A 21,982-nucleotide genomic window follows, 5' to 3' on the forward strand; every position below is an offset into this window, starting at 1 on the left:
CGACGCGGTCCTGCGCGTCCTCGCTGATGAGGGCGGCGTCAGGGCCGCGTCAGCGTTTCAGTGCTCTGTATCAAGGCTTCATTGGCGTTTGACCGGTCGGACACGCCCTGGTAACACCAATCAGTGACTCTGGTATCACGCCTCGTACACCACCCGCTTTGAGGGGGGACCTCGATCATGCAGGCCGCGCCCGTACGCGCCACCGCCATCCCGTCCTTCACCGACGCCCTCCGCGCCGTCGAGTCCCTGCTCATGAGCGGCGGCCAGCGCACCGCCCGGCGTAACGCGTGGACCTCCGTGCTGGAGGACCGACGGCGTGCCAAGGACCGGGTCGAGGCGCAGCGCTTCCTGGAGCAGGCCGCCGACCGCTCCTGATCCCCTCCCCCCGGGCACTGCCGTCGTCCGCACTCCCGGGGCCACGTAGACTTCGTGGCATGGCGAGGAAGGAAACCGCGGCGGACGCCGCGAACGCAGGGCGACTGAAGCAGATCGCTCTCACGTACAAGATGACCCGCAAGGCCGACAAGAAGATCGGTCTTGTACTCGCGGCCGTCGGCATCGGCACCCTCGGTGTCTTCCTCGCGATCGGCTTCTTGCTGGGCCACCCGATCTACCTGGGCATCTTCGGCCTGCTGATCGCTCTGCTGGCGACGGCGATCGTGTTCGGCCGCCGGGCCGAGCGGGCCGCGTTCGGCCAGATGGAGGGCCAGCCGGGCGCCGCGGCCGCCGTGCTGGACAACATCGGCCGGGGCTGGACGACCACTCCGGCGGTGGCGATGAACCGCAGCCAGGACGTGGTGCACCGGGCCGTCGGCAAGGCCGGCATCGTGCTGGTCGCCGAGGGCAACCCGAACCGGGTGAAGAGCCTGCTGGCCGCCGAGAAGAAGAAGATGAACCGCATCGTCGCTGACGTACCGGTGCACGACGTGATCGTCGGCAACGGCGAGGGCCAGGTCGGGCTGAAGAAGCTGCGCACGACCATGCTGAAGTTCCCGCGCGTGCTGACCGGACCCCAGGTGACGGCCACGAACGACCGGCTGCGGGCCATGGGCGACCTGATGAGCAACATGCCGCTGCCCAAGGGGCCCATGCCCAAGGGCATGCGGATGCCCAAGGGCCGCTGACACCCCCTGCCCCGGCTGGTCAGACGGGCCGGAACTGAGGGCCGTAGGTCCCCGGGGCACCGGGGATCGGCGTCTCCATCAGCTCCACCGCCGGTTCCTCCATGCCGCGCATGGCGCGTACCGCCGCGCCCAGGCTGCGCCCGCCACCGCCGCCCCACGCCTCGTCGAGCCTGTCCAGCACCGCCGCGTAGGTGGTGTCGAACTGGTCCAGCAGCCGGCCGACCCGGACCGGCGGCCGGTGCCAGCCGCCGGGTGGGACCGAGGCCATGGGGCGTGCGTCGGGGAAGGGCACGGGCGCGCCGGTGAACTGCCAGCCGCGGGCGGTCCTGCGCAGCCGCCGTCCGTGGTAGATCTCCGCGAAGGCGTAGTAGTGCGCCGGGTGGTCGTCCTGGAAGGCGTCGGCCGGTGAGCTCTCGGTGCCCTCGCCCTGCTCCTTGACGATCTCCAGGGCCCGCTCGACGTCGTCGAGGCCGGTGACCGGCTCCAGCACGTCCGAGCCGATGCGGTCCGACAGCTGCCCCTCGGCCGACAGATACGGCTCCGTGCGCCGGAACGCCCTCTGCAGCTCGCCGTAGAAGTCGCCGATGGTGGGTGGGCTCGACGCCGTCCGGGCGAGCGGGGTGTCGGGGGCCTCGATCGCCATCATCACGTCGCGCACGAAGGCCTTGGTGAGGCCCGAGAGGTACACCTGCACTCCGGCGCGCACCCCACCGGGCAGCGGGCAGGGGTAGCGGGGGGCCGCGTCCCTGATCCTCGGTCGTCCGCCCACGGCCACGAGCAGGTTGCAGACGACGCCCAGGTGGTACATCTCGTCGCCGACGATGCGCCGGATCAGCCGCGCGGCCTCACCGCGGCGGTCCCGGACCGACCACCATCCGCACAGGTACGGCGGGATGGTGGTGAGTTCGAGTTGCACGGCGACCTGCAGGGCCGCCCGCAGCCAGCCGATCCCGCGGTCGCCCTCGGCCACGGCGAGCAGACGTGCCACGGCGCGGTGGCCGGCCGCGGCAGCCGCCTCGTCGGCCGGCCCCGCGACGGTCGCCCCCTCGGCCGGTTCCGCGGCGGCCGGGGCGGCGGCGAGGGGGGCCGGGGCGGCGGCGAGGGCAGCCGAGGCCAGGAAGCCCCTGCGCCCGACCGGGGTGACCGCCGGACCGTCCGGATGCTCGTTCGTGCCCGTCACGTTGCCTCCGCTCCGCCTTGCCCCCGGCCGCGCACAAGGCTGCCGGGACCTCTCGACCGCTGGCGAAGCTAGCAGCCGGTGCGGCCGTTCCCGGGGCGCCCGGGCGCCGGTGTGGCGCGGACCGGCCCCTGACACGCCGCCGAACGGAGCATCCTGCCGGTAATCGGCTCATGCGCTCCTAGCCTTCCGAATGTGACAAAACGCCATATCCCGTACGTTGTCAGCAGCACCGTGGTCCTCGGCGCGTTCCTCGGCGCCACCCCGGCCTCGGCCGCCCACCCGGTGCACGTCGTGCATCCGGGTGAGTCGATCCAGCAGGCGGTGGACGCCGCGCGGTCCGGCGACACGGTGCTCGTGCAGGCCGGCACCTACCACGAGAGTGTCAAGGTGACCACTTCCGGGATCACGCTGCGCGGCGTGGGCCCGGCCACCGTGCTCGAACCGGCCGCCCCGAAGGCCGCGAGCACGGCGCAGGCCACGAAGACCATGAAGGCCACGCGGGCCACGCAGACCCCTCAGGCCCCGAAGAGTTGCGCGGAGCAGGGCAACGGCATCTGCGTGGTCGGTACCAAGACCGAGCCCGTCCGGAACGTCACCGTCGCCGACCTGGCCGTGACCGGTTTCTCCAGGATCGGTGTCGTCGCCGTGGGCGCGGACGGCCTGACCGTGCGCGGAGTGACGGCCGACCGGAACGGCCAGTGGGGCATCGCGGAGGAGCGCTCCACCCGCAGCGTCTACCGGAACGACACCGCCCGGTCCAACGGCGACGCGGGCCTGTTCCTCGCCAACACCATCTCGGCGGAGCAGGGTGCCACCGACACCGGGGGCACCGTCCTCGACCACAACCGCCTGGCGGACAACCGGATCGGCATCACCGTCCGCCGGCTGCGCAACCTCACCGTCAAGCACAACGTCCTCACCGGCAACTGCGCGGGCCTCTTCGTCGTCGGCGACGAGAACAAGCCGAAGGCGGGCGCCCTGACGGTCAGCCACAACCTCATCGAGCAGAACGACAAGTACTGCGCGGCGACCGCGCGGCTGCCCTTCCTGCAGGGCTCCGGCATCATCCTGACCGGCGCCGACGACACCCTGGTGACCCACAACCTGGTCAGCGGCAACTCCGGCGCGTCCCCGCTGTCGGGCGGGATCGTCCTGTTCAAGAGCTTCGTGGGCGCCACGAGCGAACGGAACCGGATCACGGCCAACTCGCTGGCCGGCAACGGCCCGGCGGACCTCGTCAACCAGGAAGCCGCCAAGAGCAGCAACATCTTCCAGCGCAACCTCTGCCGGGCCTCCAAGCCCGCTGGTCTGTGCTGACCGGACGGCCGTACCCCACCCAGGCAAGGAAGGAAGGCGGCACATGACCGCACCATCCCCCGAGCTCTCGGCTCCCCCCGCGCAGGGGGCACCCCCGTCCCCACCGCCGTCGATGCGGCTGAGAGAGCTCGTGTTCGGGGCGGCGTGTGCCGCCGCCGTCCGCGCCGCGGCCCGGCTCGGTGTCGCCGACGCGCTCGGGGACGCTCCGACGGCCGTGGAGGACCTCGCGGCCGCGGTGAAGAGCGAGCCGAAGCCGCTGCGCCGGCTGCTGCGCGCCCTGTCCTGCTACGGCGTCTTCACCGAGCACGCGGACGGGACGTTCGGCCACACCGAGATGTCCCGGCTGCTGCGCGAGGACGACCCGCACAGCCTGCGCGACATCTCCCTGTGGTGCACCGAGCCCTGGACGTGGGACGCCTGGCCCAAGCTGGACGAGGCGGTGCGCACCGGCCGGAACGTCGTCGAGGGCCTCTACGGCAAGGAGTTCTTCGTCTACCTGAACGAGGACGCCCCGGAGTCGGCCGATGTGTTCAACCGTGCGATGACCACGTCCAGCGAGCAGTCGGCGCGCGATGTCGCCGCGCTGCTGGACCTGTCCGCCAGCAGGTCGGTGGCGGACCTCGGCGGCGGGCAGGGGCACGTGGTGGCCAGCCTGCTGGACAAGTACCCGGCGATGCGGGGCTGGCTGCTGGACCTGCCCCGGGTGGTGGAGAACGCCCTGCCCCGGCTGCGCGCGGGCGGCGACCTCGCGGAGCGGGCGCGGATCGTGCCGGGCGACATCCGCGAGTCGGTCCCGGTCGAGGCCGACGCCTACATCATCAAGAACATCCTGGAGTGGGACGACGAGTCCACGGCCAGGCTGCTGCGCAACGTCGTCGAGGCGGGCGGCCCCGGTGCGCGGGTCGTGGTCATCGAGAACCTCGTCGACGACACCCCGTCGATGCGCTTCAGCACCGCGATGGACCTGCTGCTGCTCCTGAACGTCGGCGGGGCCAAGCACACCACGAAGAGCATGGTCGGGCGGCTGGAGGCGGCGGGTCTGACCGTCGGCGACATCCGGCCGGTCAACCCCTATCTGCACGCCTTCGACTGCACGGTCCCCGGGTGAGCCGCGCCTTCCCGGAGAACACCGGTGCCGGGCCCGCGTCGGACGCGGGCCCGGCACCGGTGTCCGGACGGGCAGGTCAGGCGCCGGCGTCGCGCTCCCAGAGGTAGAAGCGCTGTGCCATCGCGTCCTTCGGGGACCGCCAGGTCTCCGGGTCGTACGCGCTGACGTAGGCCGAAAGCCGCTCGCTGACCTCCTTGAACTCGGGGTGCGAGGCGACCTTGGCGATGGCCGGTCCCGGGTCGCGCTCTGACTCGATGAGGTGCATGTACACATCGCCGAACTGGAAGAGGCTGCGCCGGACGACTCCGACGAGGTGCGGCAGCTCTCCGCGGTCGGACTCCGCGAACACCTTGGCGATGCCGGGGGCGGAACCCGGGGCCATGCGGGCGACGATCAGGGCCTGGTGCACGGTCTTGTCCTCCGTCCGGCTAGTCGGCCAGGGCCGGGGCGGGCCGGTGACCGGCGGCCGCCTTCTCGATCTTGTCGCGGATCAGGGCCATCTGGACCTTGGAGTTCTTGTTGATGTTGTCGGTCATCCAGGCGTCGTCGACGGGGGCGTCCGGCTTCATCGCGAAGTCCTGGGTCCACACCATCCGGGTGCCGGCCGGTACCTCCTCGTACCGCCAGTGGATGTTCATGTGGTCGAAGGGCCCGGTCTCCACCCGGCGGGCCGTGACCGTGAGGTTGTCGCGGTCCGGCTCGCGCTGGGAGACCCAGCTCCAGACGGTGCCGTTCTCGTCCGGGTGCATGGTGAGCCGGAACGTCGTCCTGGCGCCCTCCCGTTCGAGGACCTCCACCGACGCGTACTCGCTGAACAGCTGGGGCCAGCGCTCCAGGTCGTTGGTCATGTCCCAGACCAGGTCCAGCGGGGCGGCGATGGTGATCTCGTTCTGGGTGTGTCCTGCCATCTCAGGCTCCTGCCATCAGGGTGCTGTTGACGAGGTTGAGGAACTGCTGGGGCGTCTTGCAGCGCTCCGCGTCGACCGGCATCGGGGTGCCGTGTGAGTTCTCCAGCTCGCCGACGATGCCGAGCAGGCCCAGCGAGTCGATGCCGAGGACGTCGAAGCCGGTGTCGGGCTTCTCCTGGAGCTGCTCGGGGCTGACGGTGACCCCGGCGGCCTTCTTCATCAGCGCGGCGAGTTCTTCCACGGTGATCTGGGACATGTGTGCTTCCTCCTTTGCTGTGCTCACTGCGCGGCGCCGTGCCGCAGCACCAGCGCAGAGTTCGACCCCATGAGTCCGCGGCTGAGCACCAGCGCCGTACGCAGTGCGGCGGGCCGGGCGCGGCCGGTCACGAGGTCGAGGTCGTGGCAGACGTCGAAGACGTTCGGCGTCGGCGGGATCAGGCCGTGCTGCATGGCGAGCACGGCCGCCGCGGTGTCCAGCACGGGAGCCGCGCAGTACCCCCGGCCGATTCCGGTCTTCGGTGCGGTGACCGGCACCCGGGCGCCCTGGTGGCCGAGGACGTCGGCGATCGCGAGCGCCTCGGCGCGGTCCGCCTCCGGCACCCCGAGGGCGTCGGCGAAGACGACGTCGACCTCCTCGGGGGCGCAGCCGGCCTCCCGCAGGGCCTGCCGGATCGCGTGGGCGAGGCCCTCGCGGGACTCCGCCCAGCGGGAGGCACCGGTGAAGGTGGCCCCGTGCCCGGCGACGACGGCCCGGACGTCGGCGCCGCGGTCCCGCGCCGTGCCCGCCGCCTCCAGCACGAGCATGGCGCCGCCCTCGGCCGGCACGAACCCGCACGCCCCCTCGGTGAACGGCCGGTAGGCGCGGGCCGGGTCGGTCTCGCGGCTGAGCTCCTCGTAGCCGAGCTGGCAGACCATCGAGTACGGCGCGAGGGGCGCCTCGGTGGAGCCGGCCACGATCGCGTCGGTGCCGCGCCGCACCGCCCGGGCCGCGTGGGCGAGGGCGTCGAGGCCGCCGGCCTCGTCCGAGGCGACGACCGAGCAGGGCCCCTTGAAGCCGCGGCGGATGGAGACCTGGCCGGTGCTCGCGGCGTAGAACCAGGCGATGGACTGGTACGGCCCGACGAACCGGCTGCCCTTGCCCCACAGTCGCTGGAGTTCGCGCTGGCCGAACTCACCGCCGCCGGACCCGGCGGCGGTGACCACGCCGATGGAGTAGGGGGCGTCGGGGGTGCCGGCCTGGCCGAGCCGGGCGTCGTCGAGCGCGAAGTCGGCGGCGGCCATGGCGTAGTGCGTGAACCGGTCGGTCTGGACGAGGAAGCGCTCCTCGATCGTGGCCGCCGGCTCGAAGGCGCGGACCTCACCGGCCACCTTGAGGGGAAGATGCTCGCAGCCCTCGCGGGTGACCCGGTCGAGGACGCACAGGCCCTCCTGGGTGGCCTTCCAGAAGGTGTCGGTGCTGGTGCCGTTGGGCGCGACCACCCCGATACCGGTGACGGCCGCCTGCCGATCCTGCGGTTCGCTCATCGTGTCCTCACTCCCTCGGCCGGGTCAGGATCACCGCGGACTGGAAGCCACCGAACCCGCTGCCCACGGACAGCACGCTGGTCAGCTGGCGTTCGCGGGCGACACGCGGGACGTAGTCCAGGTCGCACTCGGGGTCGGGGATCTCGTAGTTGGCGGTCGGGGGTACGACCTGCTTGGCGAGGGCCAGCACGCAGGCGACCAGTTCTATGGCGCCGATCGCCCCGAGGGAGTGCCCCACCATGGACTTGATGGAGCTCATCGGGGTGTCGTAGGCGTGGTGGCCGAGCGCCCGCTTCACGGCCGCCGTCTCGTGGCGGTCGTTCTGCCGGGTGCCGGAGCCGTGGGCGTTGACGTAGTCGATCGCCGTCGGGTCGAGCCGGGCCTGGTCGAGGGCGGTCTTGATGGCACGCGCCATCTCCAGACCCTCCTTGGTCAGTCCGGTCATGTGGTAGGCGTTGCCGAAGGTGGCGTAGCCGCCGAACTCGCAGTAGACGCGGGCACCGCGGGCCCGGGCGTGCTCCAGTTCCTCCAGGACGAGCACCGCGCCGCCCTCGCCCATGACGAAGCCGTCACGGTTGTTGTCGAAGGGCCGGGAGGCGTGCGCGGGGTCGTCGTTGTTCGGGGACGTGGCCTTGATCGCGTCGAAGCAGGCCATGGTGATCGGGGAGATCGGCGAGTCCGCGGCCCCCGCGATGCATATGTCGGCCCGGCCCTCCTGGACGGTGTGGAAGGCGTAGCCGACGGCGTCGAGTCCGGAGGTGCAGCCGGTGGAGACCGTCTGCACCGGACCCTGTGCGCCGAAACGTTCCGCCACCGCGGAGGCCACGGTGCTCGGCGAGAACGCCCGGTGCAGCTGGGGGTCGGCCAGATGATGGTCCACGTCCCAGCGCTGCCCGCGGCTGCTCACCAGGACGTAGTCGTGCTCCAGGCGGGTGGTGCCGCCGACGGCGGTACCCAGGGAGACCCCGATCCGCCACGGGTCCTCACGGGCGACGTCGAGTCCGGAGTCCCTGACCGCCTCGTCGCCGGCGACCAGGGCGAACTGTATGTACCGGTCCGCGCGTTCCACCTGCCCGGCGTCCAGACCGTACGCCGCAGGCTCGAAGTCACACTCGGCCGCTATCCGCGACCGCAGTCCGGCGGGGTCGAAGAACGTGATGCCGCGCGTCGCGGTACGGCCTTCGGCGAGCAGATCCCAGAACGCCGGCACGCCGATCCCGCCCGGAGCCACGATGCCTATACCGGTGACCGCCACGCGCCGGGTCATGACCGGGCCTGCCCCGCCTCGGCGGCGACGGCCACCGGCTCCGTCTCCTCCGTGTCGACGTGGCCGAGGCTCGGACGCGGGGCCAGCGGGCCCAGGTGGAAGACGATGCGCGCCTCCACCTTGCCGACGTTGCGGAAGCGGTGCCGCATGTTGATGGGGATCATCAGCCCCTGCTCGGGCCGCAGCGGGTGCGGCTCGCCGTCCAGGTCCACCACCAGCTCGCCGCAGACGACGTACACGAACTCCTCGGAGTACGGGTGGTAGTGCTCAGCGATGCGGTCGCCCGGCTGTACGAGGGCCACGCCCATGAAACCGCTGGTCGAGCCCACCGTGGCCGGGGTGAGCATGGCGCGCAGATCGCCGCCGCGCCGCGTGTTGGGCTCGACCTCGCTGAGGTCCACGATCTTCGGAAGGGGTTTGATCACGACAGTCCTCCGTGGGTGTGATGCGGCTGTGGGTCTCAGGCGTCCGGCGAGCGCCGGTCGGTGACGAGCTGCATCCGGACGGCCGCGCCGTCCAGCAGGGCGGTGAGCGGGGCCGCCGGGGTGAGGTCCACCCGCACGCCTGCACGGTGGTCGACCAGCCGTACGACGACGTCGTCCCGCTGGAAGATCGTGCTGCGCAGGACCGGGCCGCCCGGGTCCTCCGCCGCCGCCTCGTCCCCTTGCGCGAGCAGTTCCGCAAGCTCCATCCCGCGGCCCGGCCGGGCCGGGTAGTACAGCGCGAGCCGCTCGCCCTCGACCAGTTCGTCCGCGGTGACGTGGAACACGGCCGGCAGCGCCGCCCGGGTGAAGAACACCCGCGCGGACTCCTGGTCGTTGAGATCCCGCTCCTGCTCCAGGTAGGGGTTGATCGCCTCCTCCACGGCCCGGACCTCCGGCTGCCGCGCGACGTGGCGCAGCGCCGCGAGCAGGTCGCCGCGCACCTCGATGGCCCGGACCACCCGGTTGCCGTGCATGAACAGGGAGGTACGGCACAGGCGGGTGGTCTCGTCGACCCGCGCCTGGGGCGAGGCGTAGTCCGCGAGGATCCTCGCGACCTCGGCCTCGCTGCCCGGCTTCACCGTGAAGGTGAGCGCGTGCCGGATCACGCCGTCGCCGATCCGCGGGGAGACCTGGAGCCGGCGCTGGGCCGCGGGGGCGGCCGCCGCCGCGCCACCCGTCTCACGGACGATGTGGAAGCGCAGCGACCGGGTGTCCCGGACGCAGCTGTGCAGCGGCTCCACCATGCGGACGTGTTCCTCGCTGTTCACCCAGGCGAGGAACGGCGGGGCACTCTCCCACTCACTGGTGATGAGCCACTGGGAGGGGTTCTCGATCGACTGGCACAGCTGGTCGCTGACGTGGCCTGGCACCGACGCGACCTGGTTGCACAGTTGCTCGTAGGCCTCGAGGAACTGCTGCTGGGCGCCGTCGTGCACGTCCACCAGCAGGACGACCCGGAGGCGGGAGCCGTCGAAGACGGATTGCGAGACCCGTTTCGACACCTGCCGCGCCAGCTGTTCCGAAACCTTTTCCGACGTGGTGGTCATACCGCGCACATCTCCTTCAAGGGAGCAGAGGGTGAACGCCGCCCATGACGCGACGTCAGCGTTCCTTGATCCTGTTCCTGTCCTCCGGAGCGCGCGACTCGTGTGAACCAGGAGGGTGATTGAGCACGCGAAGCCCTTCCGAGAGGGCATGGAAACTCCGAGGTGCCCCACACCCCCGCCCCTGCCTCTGGAGTCGTCGATGCAGCACAAAGCCGATCACCGCGTGCCCGTCCTTGTCGTGGGCGGCTCACTGGTGGGCCTCTCCCTGTCCCTGTTCCTGGGCCGTCTCGGCGTGCGGCACATGCTCGTCGAGCGGCACTCCGGGACCTCGATCCACCCGCGCGGCCGCGGCAACAACGTGCGGACGATGGAGCTGTTCCGGGTGGCCGGCATCGAGCCGGACATCAAGACGGCGGCCGCCCTCCTCGCGGACAACCACGGCATCCTGCAGACCCCGACGCTGGCCGGAGACGCCGGCGAGTGGCTGTTCCGGGAGATCGACCCCGGCGGCGGGCTCGCGCGGTTCAGCCCCACCAGCTGGTGTCTGTGCAGCCAGAACGACCTGGAACCGGTGCTCCTGGACCGGGCCCGCGCCCTCGGCGGCGACCTGCGGTACTTCCACGAGCTGGAGTCCTTCGCCCAGGACTCCGAAGGAGTGACGGGCTATGTCCGGGACCGCGACGGCGACGACCTCTACACCGTCCGCGCGGACTACCTGGTCGCGGCCGACGGCCCGCGCAGCCCCGTCCGGAACCGGCTCGGCATCGGCCAGAGCGGACCCGGCGACCTCTTCGCCAACGTGAGCGTCACCTTCCGGTCCAAGCTGCTCGCCGACGTCGTCGGCGACCGGCGCTTCATCTGCTGCTACCTCACCGACCCCGAGGCCGACGGCGCGCTGCTGCCCGTCGACAACAAGGAGCGCTGGGTCTTCCACGCCCCCTGGCACCCCGAGCACGGAGAGAGGCTGGAGGAGTTCACCGAGGAGCGGCTCACCCGGCACATCCGCCGTGCCGTCGGCGTCCCCGACCTCGACGTCGAGATCACCGGCAAGGCGTCCTGGCGCGCCGCCGAACGCGTCGCCGAACAGTACCGGGACGACCGCGTCCTGCTCGCCGGCGACTCCGCCCACGAGATGTCCCCGACCGGCGCGTTCGGCTCCAACACCGGCATCCAGGACGCCCACAACCTGGCCTGGAAGCTGGCCGCCGTCCTCGACGGCTGGGCCGGGCCCGGGCTGCTGGACACCTACGACACCGAGCGCCGGCCCGTCGCCCTCGCCACCAGCGCCCGCGCCTCGGCCCGCTCCGTGGAGCACAGCCACCCCGGCTTCGCCCCCGCGCCCGGCATCGGCGGCGGCAAGCGCGGCGGCATCCTCAACGTGGTCCTCGGCTACCGCTACCCGCGGGGCGCCGTCGTGGGGGCCGACCCGGAGCAGCCGGTCGTACCCGAAGGGATGCGGCTGACCGGGGAGCCTGGCAGCCGGGCCCCGCACCTGTGGCTGCGCCGGGCGGGCGAGCGGATCTCCACGCTCGATCTGTACGAGCGTTCACTGGTCCTGCTCAGCGACGCGTCGACGCCCGCGGGGGCCGCCTGGCGGGCGGCCGGCCGCCGCATCGCCGACACGGACGGTGTACGGCTGGACGCGTACCGGATCGGTACGACGCCGGAGGCCGACCTGACCTACGACGGTCCGGACGGCGACTGGGCGGCGGCGCACGGTACGACGCCGGAGGGGGCGGTGCTGGTACGCCCGGACGGGTTCGTGGCGTGGCGCGCGGTGGACGCGGCAGCGGCCCCGGAGACGGAGCTGCGGGAGGCACTGGGGGCGGTGCTGCGGAAGGCGTGAGCCGGGGCCGGCCGGGGGTGGCGTCGCTCGCCCGCGCTCGCGGGGTGCCGCTGCGCCCGCCCGTGCCGCCCCAGCGGCACGACCGCCCGCGGCCGCGGCGGCTTCGCAGGCAAGGGCACTGCGGCTCCCTGGAGCCACGGGGAACTGCGCGACCAGCCACGACGGGCTCGTACCCGGCTGACGGCGGGCCGGCCCGAGCTCAGACCCGGACCTCGACCGTCTTCGCGAGGCGATCGTGCAGCCCCCTGCCGTCCCGGTCCCAGATCAGCGCGGGAACCGCGAGGCACAGCAGGACCGTGCGCAGGACGGCCCGCAGCGGGTTGACCGTGCCGGTCTCCAGCGCCACCACCCGGATACCGAAGAGCCGCTTGCCCGGGGTGAAGCCGATCGTGCCGACGGTCAGCACGCTCATGACGCAGAAGACACCCAGCGCCCAGTTGCTCGTAGCCGGGCTGTAGCCGTCCGTGACCAGGCCGTATGCGATCAGGACACTCAGCCCCCAGTCCACGGCCAGCGCGCCGAGCCGTCGGCCGGGCCGGGCGATCGAGTTCGGCCCGTCCGCGGGCAGACCGAGCTGCTCGCCCCGGTGGCCGAAGTCGGCACCGGCCTCTTCCATGGCCGCGCGGGGCCCGGAGAGCCACGATCCGAGTGCTTGCCTGTTGTCCACGCGACCACGGTACTGCGCCCGAAATGACCGGGGTACGGCGGGGTGTCCCGGGGCTAGGGTGGACCCGTGGCCGGTTAACTTCTGCGAAACAATCGGGTCACGCCCGAGAAATCACCCGTCCCTAGGGTCGAGACCAGCGTGTGCCACCGCACTGGCCGCACGAACGATCTACCACCCCGGCGAGGACGGTCGGGAGTAGGAGGAGCTGGATGTTCCAGAACGCCGACGAGGCCAAGAAGTTCATCGCGGACGAGGACGTCAAGTTCATCGACGTCCGCTTCTGCGACCTGCCGGGCGTCATGCAGCACTTCACGGTGCCCGTTGAGGCGTTCGACCCGGACGAGGAGCTGGCCTTCGACGGATCGTCGATCCGTGGTTTCCAGGCCATCCACGAGTCCGACATGGCTCTGCGTGCCGACCTGTCCACCGCGCGTGTCGACGCGTTTCGCCGGGACAAGACCCTCAACATCAACTTCTTCATCCACGACCCGATCACGGGCGAGCAGTACTCCCGTGACCCGCGCAACGTGGCGAAGAAGGCCGAGGCGTACCTCGCTTCGACCGGTATCGCGGACACCGCGTACTTCGGCCCCGAGGCCGAGTTCTACGTCTTCGACTCCGTGCGCTTCGCGACCAGCGCGAACGAGTCCTTCTACCACATCGACTCCGAGGCGGGCGCCTGGAACACCGGTGCGGTGGAGAACAACCGCGGCTACAAGGTCCGCTACAAGGGCGGCTACTTCCCGGTGGCCCCGGTGGACCACTTCGCCGACCTGCGCGCCGAGATCTCCCTGGAGCTGGAGCGGTCCGGCCTCAAGGTCGAGCGCCAGCACCACGAGGTCGGCACCGCCGGCCAGGCGGAGATCAACTACAAGTTCAACACCCTGCTGGCCGCCGCCGACGACCTGCAGCTCTTCAAGTACATCGTGAAGAACGTGGCCTGGCGCAACGGCAAGACCGCGACCTTCATGCCGAAGCCGATCTTCGGTGACAACGGCTCGGGCATGCACGTGCACCAGTCGCTGTGGAGCAACGGCGACCCGCTGTTCTACGACGAGGCCGGTTACGCGGGCCTGTCGGACACCGCCCGCTACTACATCGGCGGCATCCTCAGGCACGCCCCGTCGCTGCTGGCCTTCACCAACCCGACGGTGAACTCCTACCACCGCCTGGTGCCGGGCTTCGAGGCCCCGATCAACCTGGTGTACTCGCAGCGCAACCGCTCCGCCGCGATGCGTATCCCGATCACCGGCTCGAACCCGAAGGCCAAGCGCGTCGAGTTCCGCGCCCCGGACTCCTCCGGCAACCCGTACCTGGCCTTCTCCGCCCTGCTCCTCGCGGGTCTGGACGGCATCAAGAACAAGATCGAGCCGGCCGAGCCGATCGACAAGGACCTGTACGAGCTGGCTCCCGAGGAGCACGCGAACGTCGCCCAGGTCCCGACCTCCCTGCCGGCCGTCCTCGACTCGCTGGAGGCCGACCACGAGTTCCTCCTGCAGGGCGACGTGTTCACGCCGGACCTGATCGAGACCTGGATCGACTTCAAGCGCACCAACGAGATCGCGCCGCTGCAGCTGCGTCCGCACCCGCACGAGTTCGAGCTGTACTTCGACGTGTGACATGACCGTCCGGCGGTCACGGCCGCCGGGCGACGCACTGAGGGCCGCCACCTGCGAACGCCGCAGGTGACGGCCCTCAGCCGTGCTCAGAGCTCTGTCACACCGCCTTCTCAGCCCACCACGATCACTACGACGCCCGAGCCGAAGCCGTTGTTGAAGCCGAAGCCGTTGTTGAAGCCGAAGCCGTTGTTGAAGCCGAAGCCACAGTTGTTCCACCAGCAGCCACGGTTGGTGGAGATCTGGGTCGGGGCGGCTGCCGACGCGGTGCCGGCGGTGCCGATCGCCACTCCGCTCGCCATCAGGACGCCGATGGCGGACGCTGCGGCGAGACGCCTCGCACGATGTGCATTCATGGATCCACCTTCCTTCCACCCCTCGTGCGGCTTTCCGGGCACGAGTCGGATGGCCGCGACCTCGGAAGTCCGGCGCGGTCGTAGGTGCCGCACGACCAGGGAGGCGGGGCAGACGATGGTGGGCACCCCGCGGTGCGGCTCTCAGCTAAATGCTAGCCGTCGGGCGACCACCCAGCATCCTGGGCAACCTTTGCCGCTTCCCATGCTTCCTACTCTCGGGGGATCATCCCCCTGGCTCTGTCCGACGAGAGAGGTTGAACGGGGATGACGGAAAACGACGACTGGGAGCGGGAGTTCGATCACCGCTGGGCGAATTCCGCCGAGCACAAGGAGCCCTCGGCCCGGGCCAGGATGCTGGCCGCCCGCTGGAGGGAGAACCCGCCGGACCCGGCCCCTTTCCGGGCCGACCCCGGCCCGGCGCCGCGCCGGGCGTCGTGGGCGTCGACGGCGGTGGTCCTCGGCAGCGTGATCGTGGTCATGGTGCTGATCGGGCTGACGCAGTTCGGCTCGTCGTACTAGCCGTACCCGCCGGTACGTTTTGCTGCCCCTAGGGCCGCTCGGAACCACTTCATGGGAATCGGCAGGTGCACACTGGACAGCGGGACGAGTGCCTGACTGCGGGGTGATGCAAGATGCAGAGCCGCTTCCGGAGCGATCGACGGCTGACCGTGCGCATGGGTCTCACGCTGTTCCTGCTCGGGCTGCTGTACGTGGGCTTCGTGGCCGCGCTGATCGCGCTGCTGAAGTCCTGGGTGCTGGTCGTCCTGGTGGTCGGGGCGATGTTCGTGGCGCAGTTCTGGTTCTCCGACCGGATCGCCATGTTCGCGATGCACGGCCGGGTCGTGGAGCGTGAGGAGTATCCCGAGCTGCACGCGGTGGTCGACCGGCTGTGCGCGATCGCGGACATGCCCAAGCCGGTGGTCGCCGTGTCCGACATGGACATGCCGAACGCGTTCGCGACCGGCCGGAACCCCGACCACGCGGTGGTCTGCGTGACCACCGGGCTGCTGCGGCGGCTGGAGCCGGCGGAGCTGGAGGGCGTGCTGGCGCACGAGCTGTCGCACGTGGCGCACAAGGACGTCGCCGTGATCACGGTGGCGTCCTTCCTCGGTGTGCTGGCGGGCCTGATCGTACGGTTCGCCTTCTACTCACAGGTCTTCGGCGGGGGCCGGCGGGACCAGAACACCGCCGCCGTCCTCGCCGGCGTACTGGGCGTGTCCGCGGCGGTGTACGCGATCAGCTTCCTGCTGATCCGGGCGCTGTCCCGGTACCGGGAGCTGGCGGCCGACCGGGCGGCGGCGCATCTGACCGGGCGGCCCTCGGCGCTGGCGTCGGCGCTCACCAAGGTCTCCGGGGACATCGCCCGGATCCCGACCAAGGACCTGCGCACCGCCCAGGCCTTCAACGCCTTCTACTTCACGCCGGCGACCGGCAGGGAACCGGGCATCGAGCGGTTCTTCTCCACGCACCCCACCCTGGAGCAGCGGCTGGAACAGCTGGGCCGCATCTCCGCGGAGCTGGGTGAGGCCGCCACACCGGGGAAGGCGGGCTGAGCGTTGGGACTGCTGGACATCCTGCTGGGCCGTACGAAGCCGGTCGCGCCCGACCTGGACCAGCTCTTCGCGCTGCCCTCGGCGGCCGTGACCCTGCAGGCCGCGGCCGGTTTCACCGCGACCGGGACCGGGGCGGTGTGTTTCGCCACGGTGGAGGGCGCGGCCTTCGAGCAGACCCACCGGGAGGTGCAGGCGCTGCTGGACGCGGACACCGACCGCGAGGGAGGTCCGCCGGTGGAGCTGCGGCGGGACGACTACGGCTACTCCTGGCTGGTCTCGCGGCGCTCGCCCGAGCAGCTGCCGGAGCTGGTCACCGACCTGCACGCGGTGAACAGCGCGATGGAGGTCAACGGCTTCGGCCCCCAGCTGCTGTGCTCGCTGGCGGGTTTCACGGACGACGCGGGCCGCGAGCTGGCGCTGGTCTACCTCTACAAGCGGGGCACGTTCTACCCCTTCGCCCCGCTGCCCGGCGCCGCGCGGCGCCGGGACAGCGCGCTCGAACTCCAGGTGAAGGCGGCGCTCGCGAACGATCTGCGGATCGAGCAGGACCTGAGCCGCTGGTTCCCGGTGTGGGGCGCCCCCGGTCTGTGACCGGGGACGCCCTGGCTCACCTGCTCTTCTCGCGCTCCTGACGGCGGGACTCGAAGGGACGCTCCCGGCGGTAGCGGCGCTCCCAGCGCGCCTGCCGGTCCCGGCGCTCGCGGTAGGTGCGGTAGCTGTCGGGCACGGGCGGAGCGCCCGCGCCGGGGGGCGACGGCGTGCCGGGCGACCCGCGTCCGTGCGTCGCGTACAGGTACAGCAGCGCGACGGCGGCGAGCCACCACAGATGGTTTCCGATTCCGAGGACCACCAGGACGACGGTCCCGGACGCGACGATGCCACGCATGACGGACCTCCGTGGGGTGAGGGTGGCGGGGGTGGAGTGTGTCGGCTTCGTGCCGTTTTTTCAGCGTAGGGATGACACCGTCTCAGCCGCATCCCGTTTTCCACCCGCCTGTCGGCCGTGAGCCGACGGTCCGCAGGAGCGAACTCCCGCCTCTCACCCACGACTTCGGTCCTTGAGCCGCTGAAGCGCTACGGCCGGGCAGCGCGGCCGTCTTCGGCGCCGGGTGCCCGGGCGAGGCTCGGGCACCCGGCGCCGGTGCCGGGCGTCAGCGGCTGTAGCGCATGAACGCGCGCACCATGTGGCAGGTCGTGTCGGACGGCGGACGCATGCCGATCTCCTCGGCCGTGCTGCGGATCGTCTCGTCGCGGGCCTGGGCCGGCTGGTAGATCCCGGAGTCGAGCAGGGCTATGGCCAGGCGCATGGCCTTCAGGCGGCGGTTGTGGGTGACATACCACTCGCGCGGCCGTCCGGCCGGCAGCGGCCGCTTCGCCACCGGCTCGACGGGCGAGTCGAACAGCACGGGTCGCTGGACGGTGGACTGGGTGGGCAACGGCTTGGACTTCAGGGCGGCAGCGGGCACGGGCATCCTCCTGTCGCGGTCAGGGCAGCCCTCCGGGGTTCCGGCGACTGTCTCGAACACTGCATCCAGTCTACCGGCGGCCACTGACAACCGAAGGTCCGCGACGGTCATCAAATGCCCAGGTGGAGAAGCGAATCAGGGGCGCGTGACAGTCGGTTGAGAAGGGACTGCCGAGGCGTCAGAAATTCGAACAGAGCCGAGGCCGAGTACCGTGTGCCGCATGGAAATCTGGATCAACCCGGCCTGCTCCAAGTGCCGCAGCGCCATCAGCCTGCTCGACGCCGAGGGCGCCGAGTACACCGTCCGCCGCTATCTGGAGGACGTGCCGAGCGAGGACGAGATCAGGACCGTACTCGACCGGCTGGACCTGGAGCCGTGGGACATCACCCGCACCCAGGAGGCCGAGGCCAAGGAGCTGGGGCTCAAGGAGTGGGCGCGGGACGCGGACACGCGTGAGCGGTGGATCTCCGCGCTCGCCGAGCACCCCCGGCTCATCCAGCGCCCCATCATCACGGCCGACGACGGAACGGCCCTGGTGGCCCGCACCGAGGACGCCGTCCGGGAGGCCATCGAGCACAACAAGGGCTGAACGTGGCACAACTCGGCTGTGACACAGGCCACTTCACCGACCCCTGCAACCGCTGAGTAACTTCGTTCGGTATCTCGTACATAGCGGCGTACGCTCCCCTACCTCTTCAGGAGGCGCGCATGTCGCGCAGGAGAACTCTCGGCACGAAGAAGAAGATCGCGCTGCTCGTCAGCGCCGCGGCGGTGGCGGGCGGCGGGGCCTTCGCGCTGGCCACCACGTCCAACGCCGCCCAGCCCGCGCACAACGCGAAAACGCTGTCCGCCTCGGACTCGAACGTCTGCCAGGGGCTGGCCACGGCCCACGGCAACAACGACAAGTTCATCGCGGACCAGAAGGCTCATCCGGACGCGCAGTCGGCAGCCCGGATCGCCAACCGCGAGGCGGTCATCAAGCAGATCGAGGTCCAGCAGAAGGCCGCCGGCTGCACCGTTGGGGAGTCGGCTCAGGGCTCCCAGGCGGCGCAGGGCGGCCAGCAGGCCGGAGGTGGCGCCCAGCAGGCCGGCGGTGACCAGCAGCAGGCCGGCGGTGACCAGCAGCAGGCCGGCGGCGCCCAGCAGTCGGCACAGCCCTCGCAGTCCGCCGCCGGCGGCAACGACACCGGCGCCGCCGCGGCGGGCGCAGGGCAGCAGGTCTGCAAGGGCTCCACGGTCACGCTCTCCGGCGAGGGCGGCGCCCCGGCCGCGTCCAGCAGCCAGTTCCCGGCGGGCACGACCCTGAAGGTCACCAACCTGGACAACAACAAGTCCACGACGGTGAAGGTCACCTCGGTCTCCGGCAGCTGTGTGCTGCTCAACAACGCGGCCTTCGAACAGGTACGGGAGCCGGGCAAGTTCCTCATCCGCCACGCCGTGATCGAGAAGGTGGGGTGAGCATCAGCAGCCGGACAGGAAGGCGGTGAGGCGGCGGGCCAGGCCGTCCGGTGCCGATTGCGGCAGCGCGTGGTACGAGACGTCCGGCGGGACGGCGGTCTCCCCGCGCGCCGGCACCGCGCCGGCCCGGTCCACCACCTCATGGGCGTCATGGGTCCTGCTGTTCGCGGCCACGAGCAGCAGGACCGGCACGTCCAGAGCCCGCAGCGCGTCCGGTGCCGGGCGCGGACCCGGCGGGGTGAGGGCCGCAGCAGCATCGGCAGGGCGTGGAGCAGGTACGCCGCCTTGAACCCGGCCAGGCACAGGGTCGGGTCCAGGAGGAACAGGCGGCGCACCCGCGCGGGCGTGCGCAGGGCGTACTGCAGGGCGATCCAGGCGCCGTACGAGTGCCCGCCCACGTCGGCCGAGGTGGCCCCCAGGCCGTCCAGCAGGGCGTCCAGGTCGGCGACCGTACGGGGGTGGCGGTCGCCGGCCGGGGCGCTCAGGCCCGGCGCGCCGATCAGGTCGGGGGCGTAGACCCGGCGGACGCGGGCGAGGCCGGCGGCCTGGGCGTAGCAGGACACGGAGGTCGCTCCGCCGCCGCCCGGCAGCAGGAGGAGCGGGGGCGCCTCGCGCGGGCCGCAGGCGTTGACGCGGATGCCGCCGAAGGGCGTGGCGACCGTCAGCGCCTCGCGGTCCGCCGGCCATTTCGCCAGCACCTTGTCGTATGCGACCCGAAAGGCCTCCCCGTCATATCCGGCCACGCCCCACCCGGCGCTCGGGCTGAACTCGGCGGGCACGACCGCGCTGCTGGACCGGCTGGAGCGGTGGGCCGCCGATCGACCGGTCGGTGGAGTTGCCGCGCGGGTACGACGACCAACAGCGGGCCGCCGTACGGGAGTTCCTGGACGGGGTGCGGAAGGCCGCAGCGGAGGGCGCCCATACCTCACCCACTGACACCCCACAACGTGAGCCGTGACACAAAACCACCAGGTAACACGGGGTTCACATTCGGGCAATGGCCGGGAAACCGCCTGTTGACAGGCTGCCCGGCAGATCGAGCGGCGCCCCAGTGCCGCAGCGCCGCAGCACCCGCGACGACGAGTGCGCCCGACTTACCCCTGAGGATGAGGCCCCGTGACCTTCAAGGCTGAGTACATCTGGATCGACGGCACCGAGCCGACGGCCAAGCTCCGTTCCAAGACGAAGATCATCACGGGTGCACCGGCCGGTCTCGACGCGCTGCCGATCTGGGGCTTCGACGGCTCCTCCACCAACCAGGCCGAGGGCCACGCCTCGGACCGCGTGCTCAAGCCGGTCTTCACCTGCCCGGACCCGATCCGCGGCGGCGACGACATCCTCGTGCTGTGCGAGGTCCTCGACATCGACATGACCCCGCACCGGTCCAACACCCGGGCCGCGCTGGCCGAGGTCGCCGAGCGGTTCGCCGCCCAGGAGCCGATCTTCGGCATCGAGCAGGAGTACACCTTCTTCGAGGGCTCCCGCCCGCTCGGCTTCCCCGAGAACGGCTTCCCGGCCCCGCAGGGCGGCTACTACTGCGGTGTCGGCGCCGACGAGATCTTCGGCCGCGACATCGTCGAGGCCCACCTGGACAACTGCCTGAAGGCCGGCCTCGCCATCTCCGGCATCAACGCCGAGGTCATGCCCGGCCAGTGGGAGTTCCAGGTCGGCCCGGTCTCCCCGCTGGAGGTCTCCGACCACATGTGGGTGGCCCGCTGGCTGCTCTACCGCACCGCCGAGGACTTCGGCGTCACCGCCACCCTGGACCCGAAGCCGGTCAAGGGCGACTGGAACGGCGCGGGCGCGCACACCAACTTCTCCACCAAGGCGATGCGCGAGGGCTACGACGCGATCATCACCGCCTGCGAGTCGCTCGGCGAGGGCTCCAAGCCGCTCGACCACGTCAAGAACTACGGCGCCGGCATCGACGAGCGGCTGACCGGCCTGCACGAGACCGCCCCGTGGGACAAGTACTCCTACGGCGTCTCCGACCGCGGTGCCTCGGTCCGTATCCCGTGGCAGGTCGAGAAGGACGGCAAGGGCTACATCGAGGACCGCCGCCCGAACGCCAACGTCGACCCGTACGTGGTGACCCGCCTGCTGGTGGACACCTGCTGCTCCGCGCTGGAGAAGGCCGGCCAGGTCTGATCCGTCCGCCCTGTGAAGGGGGCGTCCGCCGTCACGGCGGGCGCCCCCTTCCGCCTGTCGTGCGGACATGGAGACCGCACGGGGAAGCTGAAGCACGCGTACGGGCCGGCCGGCGCACACCGGCCCGGACCCCGCGGTCACCGTGCTCGGCGCACTCGGCCCGGCCGCGGGTGGCGGCGGGGCGGCGGCGCTGCGGACGGCGGCCAGCGGAGACACCACCTGCCCGCCGTCGACGGCCGCCGCGCCGGCCCACCACCGCGTGACCGGCGATCCAGGCCCCGCGCTCGCCCTGGTCGATGCCGAACGCGCCGACGGGGCCTCCGGACGGACGTGGGTGGCGAGCGAACTGGGTCCCGCCGCCGCGCCGTTGCTGCCGCACGTCGTGCACCGGCCGGCGCGCGCGGGCACGGCGGCGGCCGGGGTGTGGCGGCGCCGGCCGTGTGACGGATCACGGGCCGCACCGAGGACACGGGGGAACCGCCGGCCCGCCGGCTGGTCGGCGACAGTTCGTGGACCGCCCCCAACTGCCCGACGCGCTGCCCGCGCTCACCGCGATCGGCCTGCTGCCCGGTTCGCCGTGGACCCGCCGCGCCTGGTCGCCGCGCCGGCCCGGCGGACCGGCCACGACCTGTTCGTGGCGGGCGGCCCGCACCCGGACCGCGTCCTGCGGTCCGCCGTACGCGGGCTGCCGGCGACGGCGAGAGTGGCCGACCGAGGAGGTCGCGTCCGCATGCCGAGACGGCGTTCCGGACGCGTGAACCGTCGACAAGCTCCTGATCAGGGCCTTGCGGGCGGTCCGGGAGCCCACGCAACGTCAACTTCACACCAAGGACGCGTCCAAGCAGTGAGAGGAGGGTCCTCTCCGGCACCGGTGTCTGCTTCAATGGGCGCATGGCCAGCTTCCAGAAGTACA

General features: G+C 71.5%; 25 protein-coding genes and 1 pseudogene. 12 read left to right on the forward strand and 14 right to left on the reverse strand.

Features of this window, described 5'->3' with window-relative positions; all coding sequences use genetic code 11:
- Positions 1-177 precede the first annotated feature (177 nt).
- Positions 178-375 carry an SCO2195 family GlnR-regulated protein gene (locus IO33_RS0136365; RefSeq protein WP_031173128.1) on the forward strand — a complete coding sequence of 66 codons (198 nt, stop codon included), beginning with the start codon at positions 178-180 and terminating at the stop codon, positions 373-375.
- Between the two features lie 59 nt (positions 376-434).
- Positions 435-1,124: a DUF4191 domain-containing protein gene (locus tag IO33_RS0136370; RefSeq protein ID WP_031173130.1), complete on the forward strand. Its 690-nt coding sequence runs from the start codon at positions 435-437 to the stop codon at positions 1,122-1,124.
- Positions 1,125-1,143: 19 nt separating this feature from the next.
- Here IO33_RS0136370 and IO33_RS0136375 read toward each other — a convergent pair whose 3' ends face one another.
- The gene (locus IO33_RS0136375) at positions 1,144-2,304 is read right to left on the reverse strand and encodes a ferritin-like domain-containing protein (RefSeq protein ID WP_245235964.1); all 1,161 of its coding nucleotides are present in this window, start codon (positions 2,302-2,304) and stop codon (positions 1,144-1,146) included.
- 192 nt (positions 2,305-2,496) lie between these two features.
- Between IO33_RS0136375 and IO33_RS0136380 the strand changes: the two genes are divergently transcribed.
- Positions 2,497-3,621 carry a right-handed parallel beta-helix repeat-containing protein gene (locus tag IO33_RS0136380; RefSeq protein ID WP_031173133.1) on the forward strand — a complete coding sequence of 375 codons (1,125 nt, stop codon included), beginning with the start codon at positions 2,497-2,499 and terminating at the stop codon, positions 3,619-3,621.
- A 43-nt stretch (positions 3,622-3,664) separates the two neighbouring features.
- Positions 3,665-4,729, forward strand: a complete 1,065-nt coding sequence (locus IO33_RS0136385; RefSeq protein WP_245235965.1) for a methyltransferase — start codon at positions 3,665-3,667, stop codon at positions 4,727-4,729.
- A 76-nt stretch (positions 4,730-4,805) separates the two neighbouring features.
- On the opposite strand, the gene IO33_RS0136390 is transcribed toward IO33_RS0136385, so the two are convergent.
- Genes IO33_RS0136390 through IO33_RS0136420 form a run of 7 tightly spaced genes read right to left on the reverse strand, consistent with a single transcriptional unit; the run spans position 4,806 to position 9,959 of the window.
- Positions 4,806-5,138: a TcmI family type II polyketide cyclase gene (locus tag IO33_RS0136390; RefSeq protein WP_031173137.1), complete on the reverse strand. Its 333-nt coding sequence runs from the start codon at positions 5,136-5,138 to the stop codon at positions 4,806-4,808.
- 19 nt (positions 5,139-5,157) lie between these two features.
- A complete protein-coding gene (locus IO33_RS0136395; protein WP_031173138.1) occupies positions 5,158-5,637 on the reverse strand; it encodes an SRPBCC family protein in 480 nt (159 codons plus the stop codon).
- A gap of 1 nt (position 5,638) precedes the next feature.
- A complete protein-coding gene (locus tag IO33_RS0136400) occupies positions 5,639-5,893 on the reverse strand; it encodes an acyl carrier protein (RefSeq protein ID WP_031173139.1) in 255 nt (84 codons plus the stop codon).
- A gap of 23 nt (positions 5,894-5,916) precedes the next feature.
- The gene (locus IO33_RS0136405) at positions 5,917-7,161 is read right to left on the reverse strand and encodes a ketosynthase chain-length factor (RefSeq protein ID WP_031173141.1); all 1,245 of its coding nucleotides are present in this window, start codon (positions 7,159-7,161) and stop codon (positions 5,917-5,919) included.
- Positions 7,162-7,168: 7 nt separating this feature from the next.
- A complete protein-coding gene (locus IO33_RS0136410) occupies positions 7,169-8,428 on the reverse strand; it encodes a beta-ketoacyl-[acyl-carrier-protein] synthase family protein (RefSeq protein WP_031173143.1) in 1,260 nt (419 codons plus the stop codon).
- Complete coding sequence (locus IO33_RS0136415; RefSeq protein ID WP_031173145.1) at positions 8,425-8,853, reverse strand: cupin domain-containing protein; 429 nt, start codon at positions 8,851-8,853, stop codon at positions 8,425-8,427. The genes IO33_RS0136410 and IO33_RS0136415 overlap by 4 nt, the downstream gene beginning before the upstream one ends.
- A 35-nt stretch (positions 8,854-8,888) precedes the next feature.
- On the reverse strand, positions 8,889-9,959 hold the full coding sequence (locus tag IO33_RS0136420) for a SchA/CurD-like domain-containing protein (RefSeq protein ID WP_031173146.1): 1,071 nt from the start codon (positions 9,957-9,959) through the stop codon (positions 8,889-8,891).
- 199 nt (positions 9,960-10,158) lie between these two features.
- Here IO33_RS0136420 and IO33_RS0136425 point away from each other — a divergent pair, with 199 nt between their 5' ends.
- Positions 10,159-11,805 (forward strand): FAD-dependent oxidoreductase, encoded by a 1,647-nt coding sequence (locus tag IO33_RS0136425; RefSeq protein ID WP_031173148.1) that lies wholly within the window; start codon positions 10,159-10,161, stop codon positions 11,803-11,805.
- A 199-nt stretch (positions 11,806-12,004) separates the two neighbouring features.
- On the opposite strand, the gene IO33_RS0136430 is transcribed toward IO33_RS0136425, so the two are convergent.
- Positions 12,005-12,472 (reverse strand): RDD family protein, encoded by a 468-nt coding sequence (locus IO33_RS0136430; RefSeq protein ID WP_031173150.1) that lies wholly within the window; start codon positions 12,470-12,472, stop codon positions 12,005-12,007.
- A gap of 209 nt (positions 12,473-12,681) precedes the next feature.
- Between IO33_RS0136430 and glnA the strand changes: the two genes are divergently transcribed.
- Positions 12,682-14,091, forward strand: coding sequence for a type I glutamate--ammonia ligase (gene glnA / locus IO33_RS0136435; protein ID WP_031173152.1), 1,410 nt, complete (start codon positions 12,682-12,684; stop codon positions 14,089-14,091).
- Positions 14,092-14,201: 110 nt separating this feature from the next.
- On the opposite strand, the gene IO33_RS0136440 is transcribed toward glnA, so the two are convergent.
- Positions 14,202-14,444 carry a hypothetical protein gene (locus tag IO33_RS0136440; RefSeq protein ID WP_031173155.1) on the reverse strand — a complete coding sequence of 81 codons (243 nt, stop codon included), beginning with the start codon at positions 14,442-14,444 and terminating at the stop codon, positions 14,202-14,204.
- A 264-nt stretch (positions 14,445-14,708) separates the two neighbouring features.
- On the opposite strand from IO33_RS0136440, the gene IO33_RS0136445 reads away from it, so the two are divergent.
- From IO33_RS0136445 to pspAB, 3 genes are all read left to right on the forward strand, one after another.
- The gene (locus tag IO33_RS0136445) at positions 14,709-14,963 is read left to right on the forward strand and encodes an SCO2583/SCO2584 N-terminal domain-containing protein (RefSeq protein WP_031173157.1); all 255 of its coding nucleotides are present in this window, start codon (positions 14,709-14,711) and stop codon (positions 14,961-14,963) included.
- Between the two features lie 113 nt (positions 14,964-15,076).
- On the forward strand, positions 15,077-15,997 hold the full coding sequence (gene htpX, locus IO33_RS0136450) for a zinc metalloprotease HtpX (RefSeq protein WP_031173159.1): 921 nt from the start codon (positions 15,077-15,079) through the stop codon (positions 15,995-15,997).
- Positions 15,998-16,000: 3 nt separating this feature from the next.
- Positions 16,001-16,588, forward strand: a complete 588-nt coding sequence (gene pspAB, locus IO33_RS0136455) for a PspA-associated protein PspAB (RefSeq protein ID WP_031173162.1) — start codon at positions 16,001-16,003, stop codon at positions 16,586-16,588.
- A gap of 16 nt (positions 16,589-16,604) precedes the next feature.
- On the opposite strand, the gene IO33_RS0136460 is transcribed toward pspAB, so the two are convergent.
- Positions 16,605-16,883, reverse strand: coding sequence for a hypothetical protein (locus tag IO33_RS0136460; protein ID WP_031173165.1), 279 nt, complete (start codon positions 16,881-16,883; stop codon positions 16,605-16,607).
- Between the two features lie 265 nt (positions 16,884-17,148).
- The gene (locus IO33_RS0136465) at positions 17,149-17,463 is read right to left on the reverse strand and encodes a hypothetical protein (RefSeq protein ID WP_031173167.1); all 315 of its coding nucleotides are present in this window, start codon (positions 17,461-17,463) and stop codon (positions 17,149-17,151) included.
- 220 nt (positions 17,464-17,683) lie between these two features.
- Here IO33_RS0136465 and IO33_RS0136470 point away from each other — a divergent pair, with 220 nt between their 5' ends.
- Both IO33_RS0136470 and IO33_RS0136475 read left to right on the forward strand, forming a co-directional pair.
- On the forward strand, positions 17,684-18,052 hold the full coding sequence (locus IO33_RS0136470) for an arsenate reductase family protein (protein ID WP_031173170.1): 369 nt from the start codon (positions 17,684-17,686) through the stop codon (positions 18,050-18,052).
- 119 nt (positions 18,053-18,171) lie between these two features.
- On the forward strand, positions 18,172-18,921 hold the full coding sequence (locus tag IO33_RS0136475; protein WP_031173171.1) for an RlpA-like double-psi beta-barrel domain-containing protein: 750 nt from the start codon (positions 18,172-18,174) through the stop codon (positions 18,919-18,921).
- 3 nt (positions 18,922-18,924) lie between these two features.
- Here IO33_RS0136475 and IO33_RS54225 read toward each other — a convergent pair whose 3' ends face one another.
- Together IO33_RS54225 and IO33_RS54230 are read right to left on the reverse strand one after the other, a co-directional pair.
- Positions 18,925-19,113 (reverse strand): hypothetical protein, encoded by a 189-nt coding sequence (locus IO33_RS54225; RefSeq protein ID WP_425347992.1) that lies wholly within the window; start codon positions 19,111-19,113, stop codon positions 18,925-18,927.
- Positions 19,101-19,865, reverse strand: a pseudogene (locus IO33_RS54230) (alpha/beta fold hydrolase); the annotation flags it as partial. The gene IO33_RS54225 and the pseudogene IO33_RS54230, both read right to left, overlap by 13 nt.
- Positions 19,866-20,037: 172 nt before the next feature.
- Between IO33_RS54230 and glnII the strand changes: the two are divergent.
- Positions 20,038-21,069 carry a glutamine synthetase gene (gene glnII, locus IO33_RS0136485; protein ID WP_031173173.1) on the forward strand — a complete coding sequence of 344 codons (1,032 nt, stop codon included), beginning with the start codon at positions 20,038-20,040 and terminating at the stop codon, positions 21,067-21,069.
- Positions 21,070-21,982 lie beyond the last annotated feature (913 nt).

The sequence above is a fragment of the Streptomyces durhamensis genome (assembly GCF_000725475.1).
GTDB classification, from domain to species: domain Bacteria; phylum Actinomycetota; class Actinomycetes; order Streptomycetales; family Streptomycetaceae; genus Streptomyces; species Streptomyces filipinensis.